The organism is Nocardia sp. A7, from assembly GCF_046549215.1.
Taxonomy (GTDB): domain Bacteria; phylum Actinomycetota; class Actinomycetes; order Mycobacteriales; family Mycobacteriaceae; genus Nocardia.
This window is the reverse complement of the sequence record NZ_JAJPWE010000009.1, coordinates 96,334-121,320: the sequence shown is the minus strand read 5'-3', so window position 1 is coordinate 121,320 and position 24,987 is coordinate 96,334. Positions and strand designations below refer to the sequence as shown.

The following is a 24,987-nucleotide window of genomic DNA, read 5'->3' as shown; positions in this document are numbered from 1 at the left end:
GCCCGATTCCGTGTGTTGGTCATGAGCGCAGGGTTCACCGTCGAGCAGACGAATAAACCGGAACCGGTCAACGATGTTGATATCGCGACAATTTCGGACTTCGGGATTGAAACACCCGCCCCGTGGGAACCCCCCGATTCATGTTTCGCCCGAGTCAGTGGCCAGATGTCCCATTTCGGCTGTCGGGCGTGACGCTTACCGGCCACCGTCAGTAGCGGTCGTCATCCTCGAGGGCTGGCGTGCCATCAGCAGCACCTGGTCGCTTTCCATCTGTCCGATCCGGCGGCGTTGGCGGAATGGGATACCCAGGAACCCGGCACCGGTCATTACGACCGACCCGTCGTCGGTCTCGCGGACAAGGATCAGTCGACCTCTGTACACGACACGGTTCGACCGCAAGCCCTGCCGGTATAGGTATTCAGGCAGGAGACCGTCCGCGCGATCTACGACCGGCTCTTCCGCGCGGCGGGAATGCTATAGGCACCCAGACAACGACTGCACTCGCCATACGCTCATGGCTCCCCTTTATGTCAAGACATGGCTGCCGTGTTGTCGTTAGGCTCAGTGGTGGCAGGTCCGGGAAGTGGCTTTTCCGAAGGGCCGGTGTGCGGGGTGAGGCCGGTCGCGCTGGATGCAGAGTCGTCCCCGAGTGCCCTCCCGGGCTTGCCTTTTCCTCTCGCCGCTGGTCAGCGAGCATGCAACGGAAGACGACATTGGATAGTTGTCGTTTGAGTAAACGCATCGCTTCCATCGAGGTTTTCCCGCCACTTTTGCGGGCGTCGAAATAGGCGCGACCGGCGGTCTTGTTGCGCAGTTGAACCACGGCCATGACGTGCAGGACCCGGTTGATGCGCCGGTTCCCGGCCCGGGAAAGGCGGTGTCGTTGCTGCTCACCCGAGGATGCGTCCAGGGGAGCAGTGCCGTTCCAGGACGCGAATCGATTGCGGTCGCGGAACCGGTGGATATCACCAACATCAGCGAGAAGCCTTGCGGCGCTCGAAGGCCCGATACCGTGCAAGTCCATCAGGGTGGAGCTGCGGTCGATGACCAACTGCCGCAATTCCTTGTTTTCGCTGACCAATTCTGGACACACGGAACCGCATTTCCAGTTGGCCGCTGGGCGTCGATTGTCCTGGTGTGTCCGGATGCCCGGGTGTGGGCAAGAACTTAAGGCGATAGCGCCCCCGCCATAGTCCTGATTCAGCGGGGGCCGCGTTTTCGGATGTCCGAGGCTGGGTCAGAATGTCGCGGCGGTGCAGTTTACGACGGCGTACTTGCCGGTCGAGGTCTGCTCGTCGGCGACTTTGCCGTCCACGATGATTCGGCACGTCACTGAGGAGCCGTTGGTCTGTGCGCCGAGTCCGATGATCGCCACGGTCGAGGCGTTCGTGACCGATTTCGTCCACGGAGCGGTGGCGCTGGCCTCCTGCTGCAGTTCGGAGTTGCTGTCGAAGTAGGTCACGGAGTTGAGTTCGGCTGCGTCCGAGACGATCTCGTAGGTGATGTTCTTGCCCTTGCCAGTGGACGTGCCGGGGGTAAGGGGTGGGACCGGCGCGCCGGGCGAATCGGGCGCGGTCGGGGCCGCGGAGTTGATCGAGCTGGCTGCAGCGTCGATGGACTTGCTCACTTCCTCGCCCGCCTTGCCGAGGATGGCGACGCAGCCGCCGAACCCGCAGAGTAGTACGACGGCAACGACTCCGAGGACGATCCACTTGGTGTTCGACTTCTTCGGCGGCTGCGGCGGGTATCCCGGCTGCTGGCCGTAAGGCTGCTGTGAGTACTGCGGATGCTGCGGTCCGGTCAAGGTGTTCCCCCTGCTGTCGAGTGGTGCGTTGTTGTCGGGTTGTGATCGCCGTCTCGGTTTCGAGTGTTACCGAACGGGAAAGGGTCTCCGAGTGGTCGGTGGCGCCACGGCAATTCCGAGGACGCCCCTACTCGCAGGCGGATTTCGGGCGGTCGCCGCGGTCGGGGTGGGAGTGTCGTGCGAGTCGAACCTGTTGCAGGAAGGTCGGATTCTTCGGTGTGCTGACGCCCTGCCGCCAGCACACAGTCTCGGATTCAGTGCGTCTAGTGCGGCCCGGCGGGGTTCGCGATGTGGTCCGGGCTTAGGTCTGGGTGGTGGTTCACATCGCAAACGCCAAGACACACTGGCCATCTCGTAGTAAACGCGCCCCTCCCTTGATCCCCACGAGTGCGTGGATGTGTGAACACCGGCTCGGGTGGGCGGCGGTGCACGGACGGGATGGGTTCGCCGATGCGGCGATGGCTGGATGAGACCCGCGACTCTTCGGCCCGTGCGTCCACTACCGATCCCGTGCCCGAGGCGCTCGGGATGATCGAACACTGGTGAACTCGTCGATGCCGACCCTGGTACCGCGAGGCTTCCGACGCCGCCTACCCCTCGCGACGAACAAACTCGACAGCCTGCTCGACAGCCCGGGCGGGCTTGGCACCCAAAGGACCGCTAGCGTTAGGGCGGTGCCTGCGTTGGTGACTCGAAGTGTCGCCTGGTCGGGTACACCCCCAACTAGACGCTGGCGACCGAGCCGTTTCGCGTCCGAATAGACTCGGCGTCCAATTCATTGACTTGTCCGGTAAGTGCCCAGATCACCTTGACAGCCGACTGCTGTGTTTCTCGCTGCTATGACTTTTAGCGGAACTGGAAACTGCCGTGATCATCAGGTGGTCAGGCTCGAGAGTGCCGCAGGCGCTGGCGGTCCTGAGAATTAGCCTGCCGCCGCGCCGAGGATCGCCAGCGCGTAGGGCTGGGTCCCCTGCGGGACGTTCGAGCCGATCACATCGATCCTCCACGTACCGACTGCGGGTGTGCTGACTTCGACAACCTCGACGTTGTTTGTCGAGTCCATCGTGAGTCCGGCGCCCTGCCCGCCGTTTCCGACCTTGGGTGCTCCGTCCGGGCCCCGGACGATGAGATTGAGGTTGTTGACCAATGTCTCGCCGGGGAAGTCGCTGTAGGCGAGCACGACCCGCAACGGAACAGATGCCGAGGTTACGTCGATCTCGAGGGTGTGGAGTTGTCCCGTCGCGGCCTTCTTGCCTTGTCGCACTAGCAGTGTGGACGGCGCTGTCGGGGCAACGACAGCAGCGACGTCGACGCAACCGAAGCCCTGGTGGTTGTCGGCCACGGTGGCTGCGGGTGCTGTGCCCGGCAGGCGACGAGCACCAGCGATCACCACCGCTTTGAGGAGCGCACCCGACGGCGTCGCGATGCCGTGGTCGCGGCGAAGGTGTTGGCGCAGCAGCGCGAGCGCGCCTGCGGTCAGCGGCGTGGCCATGCTGGTGCCGCCCATATAGAAGTACTTCGGGGATCCTGGGAAAGGTTTCCAGCCGGTTGCGGTGGGGCTGAGCATCGTCGACTTCGTTGACAGGATCCATGTGCCAGGGGCAACGACGTCGGGTTTGATGCGCCCATCCGCGGTCGGACCACGGCTCGAGAATGCGACCACCTGATCCGGGTCATCGGCCATCGAGGAGCCCTTGTACGGCGGTGCTGGGTAGTCGTCTGGCCACCAGTTGCCGTAGTGGTCGCTGTCGAAGGAGCGCCGTAGGTTCTCACTGGCCCCGACGGTCAGACAGTTCTTGGCGGTGCCGGGCGAGGTGACGGAGCCGAGATTGATCTCACCGTCACCGTCGGAGTCACTGCCGTCGTTACCCGCGGCGAACAGGATGCAGAAGGACGGGTGCTCCCACATGAACTTGTCCACGGCACGGCACTGGTCGTCGTAGACCCCGGGGTCGCCGCCACCCCACGAATTGGTGTGGATGCGCGCGCCCTTGTTGTAGGCGGGTGCGAACAGGTCGGCGAGGTCCACCGGAATTCCCGCGAGCAGGTAGCGACCGTATTTCGCAACGAATGCGGGATCCTTCCAGTCCAAGGCTTGCTCGACAGCCTGGAACACCAACTTCGCTTTGATGGCCAGGCCGCGGATCGCTGCTTGCCCCGCCACCGCGGTACTCGCGACGCCGTCGCCGAGCACCGATCCTGTGACATGGGTGCCGTGGCCGGAGTCGAGGTCGGACGCTCCATCATCGCCGCCAGCGTTGTTGATGTACGGAGAGTATTCCGAGGTGATCGGAAAGCTCATGACGGCTTTGACGCGGCCGGCGAAATCGGGATGGACGGGCGAGGTGGAACCGGTGTCGAACCCGGTATCGCACACGGCGATCGTCTCACCGTCGCCGTCCAAAGTAGAAATCCCACCTAGCGTTGCCGCGGTTCCGCGCATGATTGTCGCGGCGACATCGTTGCTGATGCGATTGATCGGCCGGTTGCGGACCATGCGGACACCATGGACAGCTGACAGGTCTGCCAGTTGCTTTCGCCGTGCGGCATCAGTGCCTTCGGGTGCCTCGACGATGAGCGTCGCCGGGCCGTCTCCGATGATCTTGAGTCCGAGTTTGCGGATTTTCGCCTTGGCGGCGCGTGCTGTGGCCGGTGTGAAGAACTCGACTGTGAGGACGTCGGGGAGCAGCTTTGTTCGGGGCAGCGTGGGTTCGGTGGTCACGTCGACGCGTGCGCGGTCGGGCAGGTGACCGGCCCAGCGCACTTGCGGCAACGCGGCGATCGCCGCGACCTGCTCGGCCGTCGCACCGACGACCACTGTGAAACCGGAACGGGCATCGACGATCGAGGCACCTGTGTTCTCCACGGCTGAGCGCCATTGCGGTTTGATCGGACCGACGAACTGGACCAGGTAGTGGTGCGGTCCGGCGCCCAGGCTCCGGGTGCGCTCATAGGCCGGATGGGCGGAAGGCCGTGCGGCGCCTGTTATGCGAGGCAGATTGGTGTCGATCGAGTCTGTCGTGGTCGGTCCGAGCGGGATCTCGTATTGCGCGGTGATGTCCTCGACGAGGTAGCGCTGGCTCAACTCTCGAGCTTGGGCCTCGTTGACCTGTACCAACGCGAACGCGTCGTAGTTGGCTGTCACGGTGTGGTCCCGTGCGAGCGCGGCCTGCTCAGATTTGCTCGCGATCACTTTGAGCGTGCGGTCCATGTCCGAGTCCTCCACGAATGTTTGTCCGAAGCCGATGGCTATCGGCTCTGTCAGTGATTCCGAAGCCACGCGAAGTTCAATACTGTCCTACTGGCAGGTCACACATCGTCGTCGTGACGCGTCGCGTCGCCAGTGTGACCACACGCCAGAGCACCTCGACGACTCCTACGGGTGTGTGAACCCGAATCCGCATCGGCCCCTGCGGCATAGCTTCCGTGCGCACAATCATCTGCCACCCGGCAGCAGGCCAGCAGGTTTCTGGCCGCCGTGAGTGGCTCGGCGCCCGTTGATCTTCTGATGAACCGCTGGCCGGTTCAGTCAGCGCGGTATGCGCCATGTGCGGACGTCGAACGGTTGTTTTACACGAGTCCGGAGTCGATACCGTCCAACGCCCGCATCGGCGGCCGCGACGAGTCGTCCACGAAGAAGCCGCGCTGCCCCGAGGCCAAGACACCTTCGCACCAGCCCACCGCTTTGCAGACCACGTGACCGGCGGCGCCATCGCCTTCCAGGACAACGACTCGGTCGTCGGAGAAAAGCCACCGCTCGGGAATGTCGGCCTTCGCCGTGGCCGCTTCTTCCTCGGTGGCGCATCTGATCACGAGCCCGTCGTAGCGGTCTTGCAATCGCATTGCCTTGACCGGCTTGAACAGCACATCGATCGTGGTGTCGTATCGGTCGCCCAGCCAACTGGCGCCCGAGGGGCTGCGCAACAACAGTTGCCCATGACTGACCGTGTACGCCCACAAGGAGAAGCCGCGCTCACTACGGCAGAGGACTCTGCCAGGCTCGAATTGCATGTCTTCGTTGAGCCAGGTCATCGTATCCATGGCCGTATTCTCGCCATCACGATCCCCGAGAACAACCGCATCCCCGCACCGTCAGTCATGTTGGCGTCCCTTAGGGATCGGTTTTCCGGCGATGGATCCGTGTTCGGCCGTACCGTGCGGGTGTGGCTGAATCTCAAGATCGGGAAGCCGGTCCTATCTGCGGGACAGGTCCGCGGTGGCGGTGGCCGAGAGTGCTTGGGCGACAGCGCCTTCGTCGGCGCGTGACCATTGGCGCAGCAGCCGCTGGTGCGGAAACCTCCCGCGGGAGACCAGTTCGACGATGGTGATCACATCGGGTGCGGTGGACGACTGCGCCATGGGGACCCTGGGCTGAGATACAACCGCGCCCCGGTGCCATTGATTGTGTCGGTGACATCCGGGGCGCGGAAGGGTGAATCAGCCCAGGTCCGGGTGGCCGACCCACTCGATAATCGTCCAGCCCTTCTGCGGGCTGCCCTCGAGGACGACGCGGCCGCCGTTGCGCATGGGATCGGTGCCGAGTTTGCTCGTGTCGGCGTTGTCGGCGTTCATCATCGACCAGAACATGATGGTGCCGCCGTGCGAGAAGATCACCGGGTTGGCGCAGCCGCGGCGCTGCACATCGAGCAGTGCCTGATCGACGCGGCCGTCGAACTCGTTGCCGTCGATGGAGCCTGGAATCCGAGCGTTCAGGTCGCCGGAGAGCCACTTGATCGGTGCCTGTAGGTATCCGGTCATCGCCTGGGCCTCCGGGGTGCCCTCGTACTGGCCTGCCTCGATCTCCCGGAAACCGGGCTGAATGTTGAGGTTCAGGTCCTGCTTGGCGAGGGTCGGTGCCGCAGTCTGCTCGGTACGCACCATGTTGGACGCGAAGGCGCAGTCGTAATTCTTGTCGGCCAACTGGATGGCCAGATTGTCTGCCTGTGTCCGGCCGCGTGAGGTCAGGTCGGGTCCGGGCACCTTGGTGTCGATCAGGCCGGAGGCGTTACCGAGGGACTCGGCATGGCGTACCAGGGTGATGACCATTTCGCCGCTGCTGCCGGAGCTGCCGAAGTCGATATCGGCGGAGGCGACGCCGGTGGCAGCGGTTGAGGCCGCGACCGCGGCCGCCATCACCGCAATGGGCAATCGAAGAGATCGGATTCGCATGGGTGGGAATGCCTTTCATCGTGGCGAACGCCAATTCAGGTATGTCGAAGAACCGGAATTTGGGGTGTCGCGTCTCACAGAAGCAGCTATTTGCCCGAATCAAATACGGGCTCTCCCATTCATCGGGATCTTTCGCGCACTGGACCGCGCGCAGGCGAAACGACCGGTAGCGGAGGTGCGAGCGGTATGTCGACTCACACGACCCGCTCATCCGGCTGTTTCGATGCTGCCGATCCCGTCAGGCGACCTGGGAAGATCGCTCCGTCCCGCGCAGGCGGATCATCGCTGAACTGGCTGGTGGATGGCCGCGACGAGCTTGTCCGGCGGCAGAGCACACAGACCCTAGGGGCCTGCATTGCGCGGACGCAGCCTCCGCGCGGGCTTCACTGACGGTCCGACCGCACTTTTCGAGTTCGTCGCTCATCGATCAGGATCGATCCGTTGATCTCGTGGGGTGTTCGATCATGCCGCTGAATCCGCCGACCGGTCAGCCAGAGGCAAATGCTCGTCCAGCTTCCGCTGTTGCTCATCTACTTCACGCAGTGACTGACTGGGGCGACCAGACCGAAGTCACGGTGGCCATCTCCGGTTGTGTGACGATCGGGAGCAGGTGGGGATGGCTGCGCTGCTGACCGAGGTCGTGCGGCTGACGGGCGCCCCAACGTGGTCGGGGGAGGAGATCGTCACCAGGTACCGTTGGGCGGTGAATCCAGCCGACGTGCGACTGCTCAAAGACGGTGACCTCGAGACTCGCGAGGAAAATCTGCGGCAACTGCTCCTGCAGGCCGAGGACGGCGACACATCTGCCAAGGAGACCCTGCGCGCGCTCGTGCGCGACTATGCCGAGTATCACCGGTCGCTCTACAGTCGGGCGTTGAACCGGGCGGAGGTGTTCGGCGACGACAGCTTGCGGGAACCCCTGCTCGCGTCACTCGCCGATACCCGCTACAACTGCCAGGCGTGGGCCGCGATGGGCTGCGCGGCTCTCGGCTTCCGTGAAGCGGTCCCCGGCTTGGTCGCGATGTTGGACCACCCGCAGGACATCGCCCGCGACCAAGCGGTGATCGCCCTGGGCGCCCTCGGCGACGAGTCGGTCGTCCCAGCTGTCGCGCCCTTACTGCAGGACTCGATCAGCGGAATGCGCGAACGCGCTGCTGAGGCTCTCGGCATGATCGGCGGCGACGCGGCCTTGGCGGCCCTCTGGGACGAGTTCGAGAACCGCCGCTACTACCGCATCGGCTATATCGCCAGCGCACTGTCGGAATTCGCCCCTGACGTCATCCCGAGGTTGATCGAGGCAGCCGCGAGCGATGACCCGGACAAGCGGTACTGGGCGGCCGTCGCGCTCGGTTCGACCGGTGACGACCGCGCCATCCCGACCCTGGAACGGTTGATGGCCGATGACCGCGGCACGACAGTCTTCGACGGCATGGTGAGCGTCGCCGCGAAGAAGGGCTTGCGGACGCTCCGTCGCATCCAAGCCGCGATCGCCGCCCGCGAATCCTGACTGAAAGTGCTCAATCCGGCGCGGATCCCGGCAGGTGCGGGTCCATCCATCGCAGCATCCGATCGACCGAATCCGCGCAGTCACCCTGCGCGCCGGACTCTGCCCACCCGATCAGCGCGGCGAAGGTAGCGGACTGGTAGGCGGTCGCGATGGCCCGGCAGATGGTTGCGGGGGAGCCGGGCAGTCGGCCGGCGAGATATCCCGACAGTGTGTCGATCCACGGCTGGTAGATCCGAGGAGCGGTCGCGACCAGTTCGGGCTCCGATGAGATCAGCCGCAGCCAGTCCGGGGCGAGCTCCTGGATCCGCGGATCGCGGGACACCGATTCGACGATCGCGGTCCTGACCACCACCGCGGGCGACTCCTCGGCGCCGGCGCCGGCGAGTGCGTCTCGGAGCCGTTCCGTCGCGGGCGCGACGCCGATCCAGGCGATCTCGGATCGAGACGAGAAGTGCCGCAACAAGGTTCGTGTGCTGACTCCCGTGGCCTCGGCGAGATCGTTCCAGCCGGTGGTGGCGAACCCGCGGTCGGTCCACAGCCGCAGCGCGCCCACGGACACGGCTGCGGTGTCCAGCACAGAGGGGCGGCCGGGGCGGCGGGGCTGGGTCACCGCGAAAGCCAAACAGTTTTGGCGAAGTGTGTCAATATCGGTGAGACCTCACCGAAACAGGAGAAACAGTATGGATTTCGTCAACTCGTCCGCGATCGTCACCGGCGGCGCGTCGGGTCTCGGCTTGGCGACCGTGCGGGAACTGCACGCCAAGGGCGCCAAGGTCGTCATCGTCGACCTCCCCTCGTCCAACGGTGCGGCCATCGCCAAGGAACTGGGCGACGGCGCGGCTTTCGCGGCCGCGGACGTGACCGATGAATCCGCGGTGGCCGCGGCACTCGACGTCGCCGAATCGCTGGCGCCGCTGCGGATCGCGGTGAACTGCGCGGGCATCGGCAATGCGATCAAGACGGTCGGCAAGAAGGGTGCGTTCCCGCTCGCCGATTTCACCAAGGTGATCAACGTCAACCTCGTCGGTACGTTCAACGTGATCCGGCTGGCCGCCGAACGCATGTCGGGTACCGACCCGGTCGGCGAGGAGCGGGGCGTCATCATCAACACCGCCTCCGTCGCCGCCTACGACGGCCAGATCGGCCAGGCCGCCTACGCCGCGTCCAAGGGTGGCATCGTCGGCCTGACCCTGCCGATCGCGCGTGACCTGGCCGGTTTCAAGATCCGCGTCGTGACGATCGCGCCCGGCCTGTTCCGCACCCCGCTGTTCGAGACGCTGCCCGAGGAGGCGCTGCAGTCCCTCGGCGCCCAGGTACCGCACCCCTCGCGCCTCGGTCAGCCCAGCGAATTCGCCGCGTTGGCCCGCCACATCGTGGAGAACCCGATGCTCAACGGCGAGACCATCCGCCTCGACGGCGCCATCCGGATGGCGCCGCGCTGAGTTGACCTGTGCTACACGACATCCGGTCAGGCAGTCAGCCTGGGCCGGATAGTGAATCCGACCACAACGTCGTCCTGGTAGCGGGTGGCACGAGACTTCCTCGTACGGTGGTGTCATGGGCGTACGCATGGTGGTTATCGGCGCGGATGCGACGGGGATGGCGGCAGCGTCGCAGGCGCGTCGGTTGCGGGGTGTCGAGGAGCTCGAGATCGTGGTGTTCGAGAAGGGCAACCATGCCTCGTATTCGGCGTGCGGTATTCCGTACTGGGTCGCCGGGGATGTGGCCGAGGCCGACGACCTGATCGCGCGCTCGGCCGCCGAACATCGGGCCCGCGACATCGATCTACGGTTGCGGACCGAGGTGACCGCGATCGACACGGTGCGCAAGCGGGTGCTTTCGCGTGATCTCGACAGCGAGGCCGAGGCTTGGACGGGTTACGACAAGCTCGTACTCGCCACCGGGGCGACGCCGGTCCGTCCGCCGCTGCCCGGCATCGATGCGGAGGGCGTCTACGGCGTGCAGACCCTCGATGACGGGCAGGTGCTCATCGAGGCGCTGGAGTCGGCGACCGGGCGAGAAGCCGTCGTGGTCGGCGCCGGGTATATCGGTGTCGAAATGGCAGAAGCGTTGGTGCGCCGGGGTTTCGAGGTCACCATGATCACCAGGGCCGCCGAACCCATGGCGACCCTCGACCCCGATATGGGCGCGCTGGTGCGAGAAGCCATGGTGGGGATGGGAATTCGGCTCGTACGCGATACCGAGGTCACCGGCATGCGCACCGCCGCGGACGGCCGCGTCTGCGCCGTGACCACCGCCGACAACGAATATCCGGCGGATGTCGTCGTGCTGGGAATCGGCGTGCGACCGGCCACCGACCTCGCCCGCGACGCCGGGCTACCGCTGGGTGAGAGCGGTGGTCTGCTGACCGATCTCGCTCAGCGGGTGCGCGGGTATGACGACATCTGGGCCGGTGGTGACTGTGTGGAGGTGCTGGATCTGGTGTCGGGCACGCTGCGTCACATTCCGCTCGGCACGCATGCCAACAAGCACGGGCAGGTGATCGGGTCGGGTGTCGGTGGCGGCTACGCGACCTTCCCCGGCGTGGTCGGCACCGCGATGAGCAAGGTGTGCGACCTCGAGGTGGCACGAACCGGCTTGGGGGAGAGGGACGCTCAGCGCGCTGGGCTCCAGTTCCATTCCGTCACCATCGAATCCACCGGTCGCGCGGGATATTTCCCCGGCGCGAAACCGATGACGGTGAAGATGCTCGCCGAACGTCGCACCGGGCGGCTGCTCGGCGTGCAGATCGTCGGACGCGATGGTGCCGCCAAGCGCATCGACATCGCCGCGGTGGCACTCACCGCGAGAATGACGGTGGAGCAGGTCACGGCCCTCGATCTCGGCTACGCACCACCGTTTTCCCCGGTTTGGGACCCCGTCCTGGTCGCCGCGAGGGCAGCCGTTCGTGCGGTGGCACACGGTCAGTGATCGCCTCGACTGCCGGTTCGACCCCTGTCGTCACCAGAAATGTGGCGTGAGGTCCCAGGACTCGAATTCGGCGGTCAGTAGATCGCGCAGGGCGGTACGGGTGGGGAAGTGGTCGGGGTCGGCGCCGGTGACCGCGAGGGTGATGGTGTGGCCGTCAGTGGAGAAGGAGAGGTTCACGCCTACCTCTACCCGGCGGAACATGGTGGTGTCGTTGGTGCACACGACCGGGCGCATGAGGACAGCGGAGGCGTGGTGTCCTGCGAAATCGGCTACACCACTGGCGGTTTCGCCGAGATTGGTGCACAGGCATTCCGGGGCTTTGGCGGTGCGGGCGAAGTGGCGCAGGACGAAGCGGGGCAGGATCATCTGCAGCGGTTGCAGGTGTTGCAGGGCGGGGGTGGTGGCTGGGTCGCGGTAGGCGGTAGCGGCACGTTTCACGGCGGACCGGATGGCGGTCAGGTCGATGCGGTCGCCGATGCGGTAGGTGACCGAGATCGGTAGGCCGGTGGTGGCGTTGGCGCGGGGGTCGTCGGGGGTGCGCATCGAGTGGGGGATATCGACACGGATGTCGGCGGTGTCGCCGACACGTCCGCTGCGGCCGAGCAGGCCCGCGCCCAGGGCGATCAGCAGGCCGTTCGTCGTGCCGGAGTGCCGGGCAGCGGCGGTGTTCCACTCCGTGAGATCGAGCTGGACAACCAGGTCCGCAGGTGACCACCGATCAGGGAGTGGGAGCTGGGGGAGGGTAGGACGTGGGTTGCGGTCCGGCTCGGTGACACCGCGGGTGGCGATTGCCGCCCGGATTCCTTTCGCGACCGCGCGTAGCTGTCGGCCCGCATCGGTCACGTTCGCGCCCAACGAGTTCCGTGGTCGCGTACCGACCAGCTGACCCGAACCTGTGGCGAAGCTCGGACTCTCATCGAGCCGAGCAAGTGCGTCGCCCACGGCGAACAACACCGCGCCGCCATCGGATGCCACGTGCGAGGTCACCAGCGACACCAGTGTCCCGCCCGCTGTGGTCGGCGCCGCGGAGAGCCGCCACACCTGACCGGTCTCAGGGTCGAAGTCGACCCGGCTCTGCGCGAAATACCAGTCGAGGATCTCGTCCTCGGCGACGGGCAACGGATCCCAGCGCAGCGGAAGCGATTCGGTCGCGGGAAGCCAGTAGGGGCGGGCGAACGGAACCCGGGCAGGTTGCACGCGGCGGGCCAGGAAACCCCGGGCCAATCGGTCGTGGAAGCGGGCGAGCAACTCGGGAGCGAGGGGCTCGTCGAACCGCCAGGCGAGCTGATTGACCAGCGCGTTGCCGTAGAGACTGTGCAGCTTGAGGAACAGATCGTCGTCGGCGGTGAGCCGGTTGACAGTGGGCGCGGCGACGATGGCCGGGGCGGTGAGTGTCATCAGAACTCCTCAGCGAGCACGCAGGGTACGGACGGTCAGGGGCGCGAAGACGGCGGCGATCACGAGCGAGGCCACCACCGACCACAGTGCGTCGGCGCCGACGACACCGTCTTCGGCCAGCCCGCGCACGGCGGACACGAGGTAGGACACCGGGTTGTAGTCGGAGACGTAGCGCAGCCAGGTCGGCATCGCCGACTCCGGCACCAGCGCGTTCGAGGCGAAACTCAGGAAGGTGAGCACCAGCATCGACATCCCCTGCACCGCAGCGGGTCTGGACACGGTGACCCCGATGAACGCGAACAGCCAGCTGATCGCCGTGGTGGCCAGAACGACGAGCACCGCACCGGCGACGAACCCGACCGGATGATCCGGCCGATAACCCATCGCGAACCCGACGATCACCACGGTGGTCGCGGCGATGACATACCGCGTCGCGCCCGCCAGCAGTGCTCCGGCGACAGGTGCCGACCGGGCGATCGGCATGGCGACGAACCGATCGAAGACGCCGGACCGAATGTCCTCGGACAATTGGACACCGGTGGCGACAGACGACGTGAGCACGATCTGCACCAGCACGCCGGGGATCAGAATCGGCAGATACGCCTGCATACTGCCCGCGATGGCGGTGCCGAAGATGCTGCCGAACAACAGCGGCCCGACAATGGGCAGCAGCAGCGCGTCGTAGAGCAACTGCGGACTGTGCCGGAAGGTGAGCAGTCCTCGCCACGCCATCATCAGCGACTGGAACAGCGAGGCGCGCAGGCTGACGTGGGTGATCCGGGGGCGGCGGTCGATCGTCGTCGGCGTGGTGGCCTCGACAGCGATGGTGGTGGTCATACTGGCCTCGGTCTTTCGGATCAGGCGGCGACGCGGTCGGTGCCGGTCAGCGCGAGGAAGACCGCATTGAGATCGGGACGGTCGACGGCGAATCCGCGCAGTGCGATACCCGCGGTACGGCAGGCGGCCACGATGTCGGCGGCGGTGCCCGCATCGGTCAGCGCAATGGTGAGCATGCCCGCCGACGATCCTTCGGGGACCTCGCCGGTGAGTTCGACAACGATCGACTCCGCGTGCGCGGACTGGGCGGCGTCGGCGAGTTCCAGGCGCAGCACCTGGTCGCCGATGGAGGATTTCAGCTCGGCTGCGGTGCCCTCGGCGACGATCGTCCCGCGGTCGATGACGGCGATCCGGTCGGCCAGCGCGTCGGCTTCTTCGAGGTATTGCGTGGTGAGCAGGACGGTCGCGCCCCGGGCGACGAGCCGCCGGATCACGCCCCACATCTTGTCGCGGGTGTGCGGGTCCAGGCCGGTGGTCGGCTCGTCGAGGAAGATCAGCGGCGGATCGGTGATCAACGTCGCCGCCAGATCCAGGCGCCGTCGCATTCCGCCGGAGAACTGGTTCACCGGCCGATCGGTGACCTTCGACAGCTCGAAGTCTTCGAGGAGTTCGACGCTGCGGCGCGCGGCATCGCGGCGGGAGAGTCCGAGCAAGCGGCCGAACAGCCGCAAATTCTCTCCGGCGGTGAGGGTTTCGTCGACCGAGGCGTACTGGCCGGTGAGCCCGATCATCGAGCGCACGGCGGTCGCGTCGCGCGCGATGTCGTAACCGAAGATCTCCGCGGAGCCGCGATCGGGACGGACCAGGGTCGCGAGCATGCGGACGGTGGTGGTTTTACCCGCGCCGTTGGGGCCGAGCAGGGCGAAGACGGTGCCCGCCGCGATGGTGAGGTCGACGCTGCCGACAGCGGTGAAATCCCCGTAGGACTTGCCGAGACCGGTGGTGCGGATGGCGATATCGGTATTCACAGTTGCCTCCCGGCGGAACGGAGCAGTGCAGGGGTGACCGACGAACCGACCAGTGCCTCGACGACATCGGCGGCCCGCTCGACACCGTCGGTGGCGAAACCGGTGGCATAGGACGCCGCGCGCAGCACCACGTCGGGATGCGAGACCCGGTCGAGTAGTGCTTCGAGGCGTTCGCCGGTGAGCTTCTTCGCGGGAATCGTGGCCGCGAGGCCGAGTCGCTGCAACGCCTGGCCCCAATAGGGCTGGTCGGCCTGGACCGAGCAGATCACCTGCGGCACACCGGATCGCAACGCAGCGGCCGTTGTGCCCGCGCCGCCGTGGTGCACGGCCACCACACAGCGGGGCAGCACCCGGGCGTGATCGACCTGGCCGACAATTGCGACGGCTTCCTCGAATCCCGGAGCGATCGTCGCCCAGCCCGACGCGAGCAGCAGTCGACGGTCTCGCCGGGCACACACCTCGCGCAACATCGCGACGAAGGCGGCCGGGTCACCGACGTCCATGGAACCGAACCCGGCGTAGATCGGGGCTGTTCCCGCATCGAGCCACGACTCGAGAGACCTCGTAGACGACTGCGGGCGAGTAGACGAAGACGCGACAGTATCGGAAGCTGCTGTGCCACCAAGGGAATTGATTGATCCGAAGTACGAAGACGTTCGAGGATCGCGGATGTCGAGCGATGTGACGGCCGGTTCGTCGCTCGCGAAACTCTCTGCACCGGTGAGGAACCCATCCACATCGGTCAGAAATCCCGTGAACGGTCCCGGCACCTGCCCCCGCACACCGGGGAACAGTCGCGGGTCATAGGCCTGGATTCGCGTAGTCGCCGGCCCGGTATCGACGCGCGTGACCGATGGCGCGGTCAACTCGCGGGTCGGCCGCAGCACGGGCGCCAACGCGGCCGCACGTGCTCGGGCCAGCGCCGACCACCCCCATCGGTGCACGAACCCGGGGATTCGCGCGGCCCAACGCACCGGCACGACCGGAACCGCGCTGTTGGGCTGGATCGGAAAGAAGTGCACCGCCGCGAACGGCAGCCCGAGCGCCCGCGCCACCGACTCGGCGACTTCCTCGCCCGCCATCCCCGCGACCACCACATCGTGTCCGGGTGCCAGCTCGCGCAGGTCCTCGAGCTGCTCGGGCACGCCGCGCCGCTGCAGCTCGAACAGCGCCCGCAGTCGGGCACGCGGATCGCGGCTGGTGAACCCGTGGTCGGTGCGTTGCGCGTCCAGGAGATCGGCGGTATCGCGGCCGAACGGCACTGCGGGAACCCCGTGGTCATGAGCGAAGGCGACGAGGTTGGGCGCCAGTGCCAGCGTCACGTCGTGACCGCGCTCGCGCAGCGCACGAGCCAGCAGGATGCCGGGTTGGGCGTCTCCTCGGCTGCCGGTGAAGGCCAACAGTGCGCGCATCCGCTCACCCCGCCTGCACGGCGACACGCAGTGCTCGTGCGTCGGCAGGCATCGGTGTCCGCGCCGCGGCAGACGGCTGCGGCTCGCAACGCCCGTCGGCCGCCGCACCCACGGGCACCGGGACGGACGGCTGCCCCTCGTGCCCCGCGCCGACAGCCGGATCCGCGTACTCCGTGGCGGTGATCGACGACAGCGCCCGACCGAAAGCGGTCAGGAATTCGTCCATGATCTCGGCGGGGAACCCCGCGGGGTACCTGGTCGACACATACAGACCGTCGGCCGCCCGCACGACCCACAGGAACACCTCGTCGGGGGAGTACGACTCCGCGCGCAAGGTCCGCCCGCGCAGCTCGGCGACCAGCTCATAGCCGGGCAGCACCCGGATATCGAGGAAGGAGATGCCGAAGCGCGGCGTTTCGGCGATGTCGAGCAGGTCGAGCACTCGCGACCAGGAAGCGTCGTTGGCCAGGCGCGACCGACGCAGCGCGGCCCGTGTCTGTTCCATCGCCGCGGTGATGCCGACGCCGGGAGCCAGCGCGATATCGACCGGGACCACATTGACGAACCAGCCCATCGACTCCATCCACCGCAGGTCAGGGCGGGTCGCGATCGGCATCACGGTGCGCATCCGGTCCGCGCCGAAGCGCTGCTGATTGGCCACGGCCAGCGCGGCGAACACGGCCACCGACATCCGGTGCCGTACCTGGTCGAGCGCCGCCTCGACCTGCTCGAGTGCGGCGAGATCGAGCAGTCGTCGCGACACACTCGGCTGCGGCAGATCCGCGCGAGCGGGCCGGGCGGCGTGCGGGGCGAAGCGCGGCATCGCACCGTCGGCGAGGAATTCGCGCCACGTCGCGACCGCGGGGGAATTCGAATCCAGTTCGGCCGCGCTCGCGCGTTCCAGGACAGCGAAGTCGGCCGTGCTGCCGAAAGTCACCGATTCGCGGGCGGGCTCACCCGCGGTGACCTCGCGGTAGAGCGTGCGCAGTTCCAGGATCAGGATGGCCTGCGAATAGGCGTCCATCACCGAGTGATCGGCGGCGACGAGCACCGTGAAGTCACCGGTATCGGCATGCTCGACCGTGGCGGCGAGGCAGTGCGGCCACACCAGCGGCGACAGGCGTTCTTCGAGTGTGTCGCGGAGGAATTCGTTGATGTCAGTGCCGTCGGTGAGTCCTGTCACGGGCTGTTCGGCGATATCGACAGCGACGGGTGCGGCGACCAGCCTGCGCGGCTCGCCCGCGGCGGCGGTAGTCACCGTGGTGCGCAGGCCCTCGTGCCTGGCATGCCAGCGCCGCAGCGTCTCGCGCCAGGTGCGGGCGTCGAACGGGGCATCCATCTCGAAGACGGTGCCGATCCAGCGGCCACGACCGGGCAGCGGATCAGCGGGATCAACGCTCGCGCAGTAGTCGGCGTGCACGCAGGTCAGTGGGCGATCGTCGGCCCGCCACGCGTCGGCGGGAAGTTCGGGCGTCCACATCGACAGAGCGCCTGAACGGATTTCGAATTCGGACAGGTGGGTGTATTCCATGACCGGTTCACCTCGTGACGAATGCATGCCGAAGCGGCGGAAGGATGGGATCGAAGGAGAACACCGCACTGTGTCACCTGATGCCGTGGAACTTCGGCGATGGAATATTTCCGGAAGCCTCGGCGAGAGTGATCGTATATGTGATTCTGCTGAGAGGAATACGGTGACCGGCATCACGGTTTTGTTGAACAAAAGTCTGCCGCCTGCGACTTTGCGGGAGTGCTGAGCGGGTTCGCCTGTCCCGCATCGGGGTTCGGATCGGTGCAATCGGGTACATGATTGTCTGTCGATATTTTGTTCATTCCGGCTGTAACGGTATTTGTATGCACCGTCACACCGCGGGTGGTCGACCCGTCCGAGCGTGTTTCCCTCGTGTTCATCTGACGCAATTCATATATGCCATTCGCTATATGGCAACCGGTGCATCCGGGATATTCATCGCCGGCAACCACTGCCGGCCCTGTCATCTGTCCGTGATCACAACGTTGCCTACTCGATGCCGGTTGCTAGGGTGAAGGCGCGAAGTATTCGTTCGGATGTGAAGGAAGACAATGGGAAGCACTGCCCTCGACATCATGGCGTTGGTCCTCAACCGCGTCACCGAGTTCTGGAACTGGATGGCGACCGGATCGTCGGGATTCCCGCCGCTGTGATCAGCTGACATCACGCTGTGTCTGTGAAACCCCTGAGGGCCGTTGGCTTTCGGGGGTTTCGCCGTTCCTCGGGACGCGAGTAGCTCGTAGAGTGGGCTGATGACGACGGTGGGGACACAGCCGACGAACCAGGTGACGCGGACGTGGCGGGTGGCGATGCGGATCACCATCGGGGCGGCGATCGTGGCGATCGCGGCGATGTTCGTGATCGACGCGACGCATATCGACCTGCTGGCCTGGGCCGTTCCGATAGTGATGCTGCTGGCGGTCGGCCTGTCCTGGATGATCCTGGCGCCGATCGGGTGTGCTCGGTACCGGGAATTCCGAGCCGTTGTCGCCGCGCCGGTAGTGGTGATCGTCGGGGTCGGTCTGGTGCTGCTCGGGGTGCCGGAAAAGGTGGGGTGGTGGATGTCGAAGGGATCCATGACCGACACCGCGCGGCGTTGCTCGAAATCCGAGGGGCAGTGGGTCGGTGTCATTCGAACTCGGGGAGTCAGGCCCGACGACGGCGGGTGCCAGTTCGCGATCGATGACATGGCGATCGTCGGCGGATTGGCCTATTTTCCGCCGGGAACGCCACCCCCTGATCATGGCGGAGCGGGATATGAGCCGGTGTACACGCCCTATGACGGGAACTGGTATCGATTCGCGGTGACGCTGCACGAGTAGTGGCCTCGCGATTCGTGTCGTACCCCGGCGTTACCGTTGTCGCACAACCCGAGTCGAGGGAGGGTGGCGATGGCCGAGAATGTGCGAGAGCGTGCGCAGCGTCCGGAAGATCTGAGCCGACTGGTGGTCGAGCGATTGAATGCCGGGGACGTGGACGGGCTTGTCGAGCTGTACGAGTCGGACGCGGTCCTCGCGCTGCCGGACGGGGTCGTCGCGACGGGAGTCGACGAGATCCGGGCGGCGTATGCGCGACTGCTCGCCGATCGCCCGGTTTTCCAACCCGGTCATCAGGCGCCGACCTTACTCGCGGGCGACCTGGCCATGACGTCGTCGCGGTTGCCCGGCGGGACCGGGGCGACCGTCGAGGTGGCGCGCAGGCAGCCCGATGGGAGCTGGCGCTGGATCCTCGATCAACCGAACGCGCCCTGGGTGATCAGCGAACCGGCCGATCGGTCGATCGTGCCCGGCTGATCAGTTCGGGTTCAGGCCGGTCGCGAGCACGACGACGACCTTGTCATCGGTGACCTCGCTGACCCGTACGTCCATCCCGTTGCTGGCCTGAGACTGTCCGACCGGCACCGTGACCTGCTGGCCACCGATGCTCAGGGTGACCATGTCACCGTTCACGGAGACGAGCTCCGCGTCGATACCGAGGACCGAAGCCTTGGCGCTCACCCCGCGCTCGAAGGTGACGGTGCAGCCGCTCACGGTGCATTCGGAGGTGGAGCCAGGTCCGGTCATGGTGCACGCGGAAACGGCGAAGGGAAGCAGGAGGGCGAACGCGGAAAGCGTGATCAGCCGTCGAACAGGCATGGCGTCAGTGTAGTGCGTCGAAGACACAACGGAACGGTCTCACCAGGTTGCCCGCCGATCACACCGGGAATACCGTCGCTGAGAGGTAACTGGCATCGCAACCATCGGTGCCGATCGTGTCGGGCGGACGACCGGCCTGCCGGGTGTGCACCGGCGGGTCGGCCGAGATCGGGAGGTGGCGCACCATGATCGCGAGCGAAATGACCGTTGCCAGCCGCTGGTGGTGGCGTCCGGGGTGGACGCCGGGTCGTTCGTTCTACGACTGGCAGGTGGTGCCGACCCAACCGGTGGCCGACAAACTGGTCGAGATCTTCGCGCCCACGCTGTCGCGCCTGCCGGACTTCGAGCAGGTCGACGCCGCGCGACTGCGGATCGGTGTGCAGGGCATCGGATTCGTCGACGGGGTGAAGGGCGTACATCTGGCGGCGCTGGTGGCCGGGGCGCGCAAGCTGCTCGCCGGGCACGCACCGTTCCAGATCACGTTCGGGCCACCGGTGGTCGCACCGGATTCGGTGCGGTTGCCGATCGCGTTGCCCGAGGAATTGCTGCGGGTGCGCGAGGACCTGACGACGGCGTTGAGCGAGGTATGGATTCGCGAGCGGATACCGGAGTTCGGTGAGCCGTTGCGGCCGTACCTCGCGCTGGCGCACGCCACCGGTCCGATGCGGGTGCACGAGATCAGCGACATGCTCGAGCAGGACGGGTTCACCGATTTCAGCATCGACGACACGGTATCGGCGGTGTCGCTGGTCGAATTGCAGTGTGCGAACCAGCGATACGACTGGGACGAGGTGAGCGCCGCAGACCTGTTGCGCGTCCCCGACCCGATCGTGGATCGCAACATCTTCGACGACCCGCCACCCGCTGTGCTGCCGCCGCCGCTCAGGAGCTGAGCCGCGGCGGCGGTGTGCCGTGTGGCAGCCGCGGACCCACCGCGACCCTGGCCCCCGAGACGCGCCCGTGCCCCCAACCCAGTTTCTCGCGATAGCGGCCGATGTGCTCAGTCGGCACCGTGGCATCCGACGGCAGCGGGGTCACTTCGGGCGCGACGTAGAGGGCATCGGTCGGGCAGTACGCCTCGCACATGAAGCAGGTCTGGCAGTCGGACTGCCGTGCGATGACCGGGATTCCGCTGTCGGTGCGGTCGAAGACATTGGTGGGGCAGGCGATCACGCACTTGTCGCAGCCGATGCAGTCCTGCGCGCGCAGCAATTCGATCACGACGCCACCGCCAGATCCGCGTCGCGGGTGCCCGCGACCCACGGCTCGTCGAGCCCGCCCGAGTACAGATGATGATGCTGCGCCGGATCGACATCGGGGTAGTCCGCGCGCTTGCTCATCCCCCGAGTCTCGGTGCGCGCCAACGCGGATCGGTACATCAGTCGCCCGACCGCGGTGATGGCCGCGGCTTGCCGGGCCCTGACCCGCTCCTCGCCGGTCCCGCCGCCGAGTCCCGCCGACGCAGCCTCCCACAGTTCGTCGAGTCGGGCCAACGCGGGCCGCAGCCGGGCACCGTCGCGCAGGTAGTTCTTCTCGAACGGGATGAGTTCGTCCTGCGCGGCGGCGACCACCTGCTCCGCGGTGACCGTTGGTGAGTCGACACGGCGCAACCCGACGCCGCCGATTCCGTGCACCGCGGCGCTGGGTCGGCCGACCGTGAGGGCGTGTTCGCCCGCGCTTGCCCCGGCCCAACTGCCCGAGGACATCGCCCAGGCAGCATTGTGACTGCCACCGCCGGTGAAGCCGCCGCAGATCCGTTCGCGAGTGGCCGCGTCCCCGGCGACATAGAGTCCGGGGACACTGGTGGCGCAGTCGTCGTCGACGACATCGATGCCGCCGGTGCCGCGAACCGTGCCCTCGGCGAGCAGATCGATCTCGAATCGCTCGGTGAACGGATCGATTCCGCGACGATCGAATTGCAGGAAGAAGTTCGGCTGACCCAGGCGCATCTGCGCCTGCACAGTCCGGTCGGCGCGATCCAGCTGTGCGAACACCCTCTCCTGCAGCAGCGTTCGCGCGATCACCGAACGACCCTTCGTCGATCCTGCCTCGTCGAGTACTCGGCCGTCCTCGCCGAAGAAGGTGGCGTAGCCGTAGTAGGCGGTCTTGGTGATCGTGGAGCCCTTGGGCACGATGGCGTAGGCGTTGGAGAACTCCATCCCGGAGAACCGCGCGCCCGCCTCGGCAGCCATCAGCGCGCCGTCGCCGGTGTCGACGTTGGTGCCGAGCGCCCGTGACAGAAACGCACACCCGCCGGTCGCGAGCACGACAGCGCCCGCGGTGATCCGGTAGTCCCGATCGAGCTGACGCTGATAGCCCGCCGCGCCACGCACCGCGCCCGCCGCGTCGACGAGCAGTTCCAGCGCCGGGGAGTGGTCGTGGATCTGCACGCCGAGGCGGGTGAGCCAGGCGCGCATCCGGCGCATGTACTCCGGACCCTGCACGCCGGTTCGCAGCGGTTCGCCGGTGGCCGGGTCGAGGGGGAACGGGTAACGGCCCTCCACGGCCAGGCGGTTCATGTTGGCGTAGGTCTGGTCGAGGACCCGGTCCATCCAATAGTGGTCGGCGAGATAGCCGCCCAGCGCTTCCCTGCTCGCCTTCGCGTTGGCGCGGGCTGTCGCTTCGGGCGCGACGTACCAGACGCCGGTGCCCGAAGGTGCGGTGGCGCCACTGGTTCCGCAGTAACCCTTGTCGACCAGGATGACTTCGGCTCCTGCCTCGCGGGCGTGGATCGCGGCCCAGGAGGCCGCGGGACCGCCGCCGATGATCAGCACGTCGGTACTGGTGTGCCACGGTTGGGTCAAGGTGTGCTCCTGTGTTCGTCGCGCGGGGGAGGCGGCCACCGAGGGCCGGGGAGAAGCGGTGCCCGACACGGATGTGTGGGCACCGCAACGGTTCTCAGGCGCCGGCGAACTTCGCGCCGGCGATCGAGGTGGAGGGTTCGCCGTCGACGCCGACGGGAATGTCGCCCTCGAGGGTGGTGCGGTAGAGAACTCGGGTGACATCGAGGTGGTCCAGGTCGCTCGGGGCGAGGTGGGCGGTGGCGCGGTTGTCCCAGAAGGCGATGCTGCCCTTGTCCCAGCGGAAGCGGACGGTGTAGGCGGGGTGGGCGATCTCGTCGAACAACAGCTGCAAGAGGGCATCGCTCTGGGGTGGGGTGAGGCCGAGGATTCTGGTGGTGAAGCCGGGGTTGACGAACAGCACGCGCTCACCAGTGACCGGGTGGACACGCACGACAGGGTGTTCGGTCACCAGCGGTGCGGCGGCGATCTTGCGGGCGTACTCGCTGCCCGCCTCCCACGGCGGAATCCGGCCACCGAAGCGGTGCTCGGCGCGCAGTCCGTCGAGGAAGGTGCGCAGTGATTTCGGCAGACCGGCATAGGCCGCGGCCAGGTTGGTCCACTGGGTGTCGCCGCCGGTCTCGGGGGCGATCTCGGCACGCAGGATCGAGGCCGCGGGTGGGTTGATCAGCGGCGAGACATCGGTGTGCCAGTGGTTGGTGTAGCTGAACTTCTTGTGGCCGAACTTCTTCTCGTAGAGGCGGCTGTCGACGGCCAGGATCTCCGGGTACTCGGTGGGCGCGTCGTCGTCGTACGGGTGTGACGGGGTGACGGCGCCGAAGCGGCGCGAGAACGCGATCTGTTCGGGGTGCCCGATGTGCTGGTCGCGGAAGAACAGCACCTTGTGCCGGTGCAGCGCGGCGGTGAGCTCGTCGACCTGGGCGTCGGTGAGGTCCTCGCGCAGGTCGACGCCGGTCACCTCGGCGCCGATGTGGCCCGCGACCGGGGCGATCGTGAGGGAGGTGGCGATGCGGGGGCTTTCGATGGTGGTCATGTCGGTGGTCCTTCGTGTGCAGTCTGTGGTGGGGTCCGGGTGTCGTCACCCGGTACAGGAACTGCTCACCACCCGCATGAACTCGATGTCGAGTCGACGGGTGCGCATCAGGCACTCACTCGTGAGTCCCGCTCGGCGAACTGGCTTTCCACCGGCGCGAGGCCGTAATGCCCACGCAGCGTCGTGGATTCGTAGTCGGTGCGGAACAGCCCGCGCTCTTGCAGGATCGGCACCACGCGGTCGACGAAGTCCGCCAAGCCACCGGGCAGGTAGGGCGCCATGATGTTGAAGCCATCGGCGGCACCCGCGTCGAACCAGCTCTGTAGTTCATCGGCCACCTGCTCGGGCGTGCCGGCGAAGGTGCGGTGTCCACGACCGCCGCCCAGCTTGCCGATGAGCTGGCGCACCGTGAGATCCTCGTTCTCGGCCAGCTCCTTGACCAGTGTGAACCGGCTCTTACCGCCCTCGATCTCGCTCTCGGCGGGCAGCGGCGGCAGCGGTGCGTCGAGGGCGTGCGTGGTGAGGTCGACGCCGAGGATCGACGAGAGCTGACGCAGTGCGTAGTCGGGCGAGATCAGGTCGGTGAACTCCTGCTCGAGCGCCCTGGCCTCCTCGACGGTATCGGCGATGAACGGCACCAGGCCCGGGAGTACCTTCAGGTCATCTTGTGCGCGACCGTATTTCGCCAATCGAGACTTGAGATCGCGGTAGAACCGGACGCCCTCTTCCAGGGTGCGCTGTGCGGTGAACACCGCTTCGGCGCGATGTGCGGCGAACTCCTTGCCCGATTCCGAGGACCCGGCCTGCACCAGCAGCGGACGACCCTGCGGTCCACGTGGGGAGTTCAGCGGGCCACGCACACGAAACCGCTCGCCCGCGTAGTCGAGAGTGTGCACTCGGCTCGGGTCGGCGAAGACGCCGGTCTCGGTGTCGAGCACGATCGCCTCGGCCTCCCAGCTGTCCCACAGCGCCAAGGCCACGTCGACGAACTCCTCGGCGCGTTCGTAGCGACGGGCGTGCTCGGGGATCGCATCGAGCCCGAAGTTGTAGGCCTCGTCGACATTGCCGGAGGTGACGATGTTCCAGCCGGCTCGGCCCGCGCTGATGTGGTCGAGCGAGGCGAACTTGCGTGCGAGGTTGAACGGTTCGTTGTAGCTGGTGGACGCGGTGGCGATCAGGCCGATCCGCTCGGTGACCGCCGCGATCGCCGACAGGAGCGTGATCGGTTCGAACACGGTCAGGGTGTTGCGTTCGATGCGCGGGCCGACAGCCAGGGTGTCGGCGAAGAACACCGAGTCGAGCTTGCCGCGCTCGGCGATGCGCGCCAGTTCCTGGAAGTGACCTACATCGAGCACACGGTGTTCATCGGTGCGGGGATGGCGCCACGCGGCCTCGTGGTGGCCGACACCCATCAGGAAGGCATTCAGATGAAAGGTTCTGTGAGACATCGGGGGATCTCCT

Annotated in this window: 24 protein-coding genes; 7 read left to right on the top strand and 17 right to left on the bottom strand. The window is 66.5% G+C overall.

Annotation, left to right across the window (positions count from 1 at the left end):
• On the top strand, positions 1–192 hold a 192-nt coding region (locus ACLJPD_RS32275), incomplete at its 5' end, for a hypothetical protein (RefSeq protein WP_410877246.1).
• 226 nt (positions 193–418) lie between these two features.
• Here ACLJPD_RS32275 and ACLJPD_RS32270 read toward each other — a convergent pair.
• The 6 genes from ACLJPD_RS32270 to ACLJPD_RS32245 all read right to left on the bottom strand — a co-directional run bounded on the left by ACLJPD_RS32270 (position 419) and on the right by ACLJPD_RS32245 (position 6,973).
• Positions 419–1,024 (bottom strand): transposase, encoded by a 606-nt coding sequence (locus tag ACLJPD_RS32270; protein WP_410877248.1) that lies wholly within the window; start codon positions 1,022–1,024, stop codon positions 419–421.
• A gap of 213 nt (positions 1,025–1,237) precedes the next feature.
• Entirely contained in the window at positions 1,238–1,804 is a 567-nt protein-coding gene (locus ACLJPD_RS32265; RefSeq protein ID WP_410877245.1) for an MmpS family transport accessory protein, read from the bottom strand.
• Positions 1,805–2,726: 922 nt separating this feature from the next.
• Positions 2,727–5,015 carry a S8 family serine peptidase gene (locus tag ACLJPD_RS32260; protein ID WP_410877244.1) on the bottom strand — a complete coding sequence of 763 codons (2,289 nt, stop codon included), beginning with the start codon at positions 5,013–5,015 and terminating at the stop codon, positions 2,727–2,729.
• Between the two features lie 359 nt (positions 5,016–5,374).
• Complete coding sequence (locus ACLJPD_RS32255; protein ID WP_410877243.1) at positions 5,375–5,845, bottom strand: hypothetical protein; 471 nt, start codon at positions 5,843–5,845, stop codon at positions 5,375–5,377.
• A 153-nt stretch (positions 5,846–5,998) separates the two neighbouring features.
• The gene (locus ACLJPD_RS32250; RefSeq protein ID WP_410877242.1) at positions 5,999–6,163 is read right to left on the bottom strand and encodes a hypothetical protein; all 165 of its coding nucleotides are present in this window, start codon (positions 6,161–6,163) and stop codon (positions 5,999–6,001) included.
• Between the two features lie 78 nt (positions 6,164–6,241).
• Positions 6,242–6,973 (bottom strand): histidine phosphatase family protein, encoded by a 732-nt coding sequence (locus ACLJPD_RS32245; protein WP_410877241.1) that lies wholly within the window; start codon positions 6,971–6,973, stop codon positions 6,242–6,244.
• Between the two features lie 616 nt (positions 6,974–7,589).
• Here ACLJPD_RS32245 and ACLJPD_RS32240 point away from each other — a divergent pair.
• The gene (locus tag ACLJPD_RS32240; protein ID WP_410877240.1) at positions 7,590–8,480 is read left to right on the top strand and encodes a HEAT repeat domain-containing protein; all 891 of its coding nucleotides are present in this window, start codon (positions 7,590–7,592) and stop codon (positions 8,478–8,480) included.
• A gap of 10 nt (positions 8,481–8,490) precedes the next feature.
• On the opposite strand, the gene ACLJPD_RS32235 is transcribed toward ACLJPD_RS32240, so the two are convergent.
• On the bottom strand, positions 8,491–9,090 hold the full coding sequence (locus tag ACLJPD_RS32235) for a TetR/AcrR family transcriptional regulator (RefSeq protein ID WP_410877239.1): 600 nt from the start codon (positions 9,088–9,090) through the stop codon (positions 8,491–8,493).
• Between the two features lie 70 nt (positions 9,091–9,160).
• Between ACLJPD_RS32235 and ACLJPD_RS32230 the strand changes: the two genes are divergently transcribed.
• Together ACLJPD_RS32230 and ACLJPD_RS32225 are read left to right on the top strand one after the other, a co-directional pair.
• Complete coding sequence (locus tag ACLJPD_RS32230) at positions 9,161–9,922, top strand: 3-hydroxyacyl-CoA dehydrogenase (protein WP_410877238.1); 762 nt, start codon at positions 9,161–9,163, stop codon at positions 9,920–9,922.
• 115 nt (positions 9,923–10,037) lie between these two features.
• Positions 10,038–11,411, top strand: coding sequence for an FAD-dependent oxidoreductase (locus ACLJPD_RS32225; protein WP_410877237.1), 1,374 nt, complete (start codon positions 10,038–10,040; stop codon positions 11,409–11,411).
• Positions 11,412–11,441: 30 nt separating this feature from the next.
• On the opposite strand, the gene ACLJPD_RS32220 is transcribed toward ACLJPD_RS32225, so the two are convergent.
• The 5 genes from ACLJPD_RS32220 to ACLJPD_RS32200 are packed head-to-tail and all read right to left on the bottom strand — an operon-like array spanning position 11,442 to position 17,557.
• The gene (locus tag ACLJPD_RS32220) at positions 11,442–12,809 is read right to left on the bottom strand and encodes a hypothetical protein (RefSeq protein ID WP_410877236.1); all 1,368 of its coding nucleotides are present in this window, start codon (positions 12,807–12,809) and stop codon (positions 11,442–11,444) included.
• Between the two features lie 9 nt (positions 12,810–12,818).
• Positions 12,819–13,646: an ABC transporter permease gene (locus ACLJPD_RS32215; RefSeq protein ID WP_410877235.1), complete on the bottom strand. Its 828-nt coding sequence runs from the start codon at positions 13,644–13,646 to the stop codon at positions 12,819–12,821.
• A gap of 20 nt (positions 13,647–13,666) precedes the next feature.
• Positions 13,667–14,614 (bottom strand): ATP-binding cassette domain-containing protein, encoded by a 948-nt coding sequence (locus ACLJPD_RS32210; RefSeq protein ID WP_410877234.1) that lies wholly within the window; start codon positions 14,612–14,614, stop codon positions 13,667–13,669.
• The gene (locus ACLJPD_RS32205) at positions 14,611–16,026 is read right to left on the bottom strand and encodes a glycosyltransferase (RefSeq protein ID WP_410877233.1); all 1,416 of its coding nucleotides are present in this window, start codon (positions 16,024–16,026) and stop codon (positions 14,611–14,613) included. The genes ACLJPD_RS32210 and ACLJPD_RS32205 overlap by 4 nt, the downstream gene beginning before the upstream one ends.
• A gap of 4 nt (positions 16,027–16,030) precedes the next feature.
• Positions 16,031–17,557 (bottom strand): condensation domain-containing protein, encoded by a 1,527-nt coding sequence (locus tag ACLJPD_RS32200; protein WP_410877232.1) that lies wholly within the window; start codon positions 17,555–17,557, stop codon positions 16,031–16,033.
• 752 nt (positions 17,558–18,309) lie between these two features.
• Between ACLJPD_RS32200 and ACLJPD_RS32195 the strand changes: the two genes are divergently transcribed.
• Both ACLJPD_RS32195 and ACLJPD_RS32190 read left to right on the top strand, forming a co-directional pair.
• The gene (locus ACLJPD_RS32195) at positions 18,310–18,879 is read left to right on the top strand and encodes a hypothetical protein (protein ID WP_410877231.1); all 570 of its coding nucleotides are present in this window, start codon (positions 18,310–18,312) and stop codon (positions 18,877–18,879) included.
• Between the two features lie 69 nt (positions 18,880–18,948).
• Positions 18,949–19,350: a YybH family protein gene (locus ACLJPD_RS32190; protein WP_410877230.1), complete on the top strand. Its 402-nt coding sequence runs from the start codon at positions 18,949–18,951 to the stop codon at positions 19,348–19,350.
• On the opposite strand, the gene ACLJPD_RS32185 is transcribed toward ACLJPD_RS32190, so the two are convergent.
• Positions 19,351–19,692: a hypothetical protein gene (locus tag ACLJPD_RS32185; RefSeq protein WP_410877229.1), complete on the bottom strand. Its 342-nt coding sequence runs from the start codon at positions 19,690–19,692 to the stop codon at positions 19,351–19,353.
• A gap of 185 nt (positions 19,693–19,877) precedes the next feature.
• Here ACLJPD_RS32185 and ACLJPD_RS32180 point away from each other — a divergent pair, with 185 nt between their 5' ends.
• Positions 19,878–20,585, top strand: coding sequence for a hypothetical protein (locus tag ACLJPD_RS32180; protein ID WP_410877228.1), 708 nt, complete (start codon positions 19,878–19,880; stop codon positions 20,583–20,585).
• Here the strand turns inward: ACLJPD_RS32180 and ACLJPD_RS32175 are convergent.
• The 4 genes from ACLJPD_RS32175 to ACLJPD_RS32160 form a co-directional block, all read right to left on the bottom strand.
• Positions 20,575–20,913, bottom strand: coding sequence for a 4Fe-4S dicluster domain-containing protein (locus ACLJPD_RS32175; protein WP_410877227.1), 339 nt, complete (start codon positions 20,911–20,913; stop codon positions 20,575–20,577). The genes ACLJPD_RS32180 and ACLJPD_RS32175 overlap by 11 nt on opposite strands.
• Positions 20,910–22,496 (bottom strand): FAD-dependent oxidoreductase, encoded by a 1,587-nt coding sequence (locus ACLJPD_RS32170; protein ID WP_410877226.1) that lies wholly within the window; start codon positions 22,494–22,496, stop codon positions 20,910–20,912. Before ACLJPD_RS32170 ends, ACLJPD_RS32175 begins: the two co-directional genes overlap by 4 nt.
• A 94-nt stretch (positions 22,497–22,590) precedes the next feature.
• A complete protein-coding gene (locus tag ACLJPD_RS32165) occupies positions 22,591–23,526 on the bottom strand; it encodes a TauD/TfdA dioxygenase family protein (protein ID WP_410877225.1) in 936 nt (311 codons plus the stop codon).
• Between the two features lie 107 nt (positions 23,527–23,633).
• A complete protein-coding gene (locus ACLJPD_RS32160; RefSeq protein WP_410877224.1) occupies positions 23,634–24,974 on the bottom strand; it encodes an LLM class flavin-dependent oxidoreductase in 1,341 nt (446 codons plus the stop codon).
• Positions 24,975–24,987: the final 13 nt, after the last annotated feature.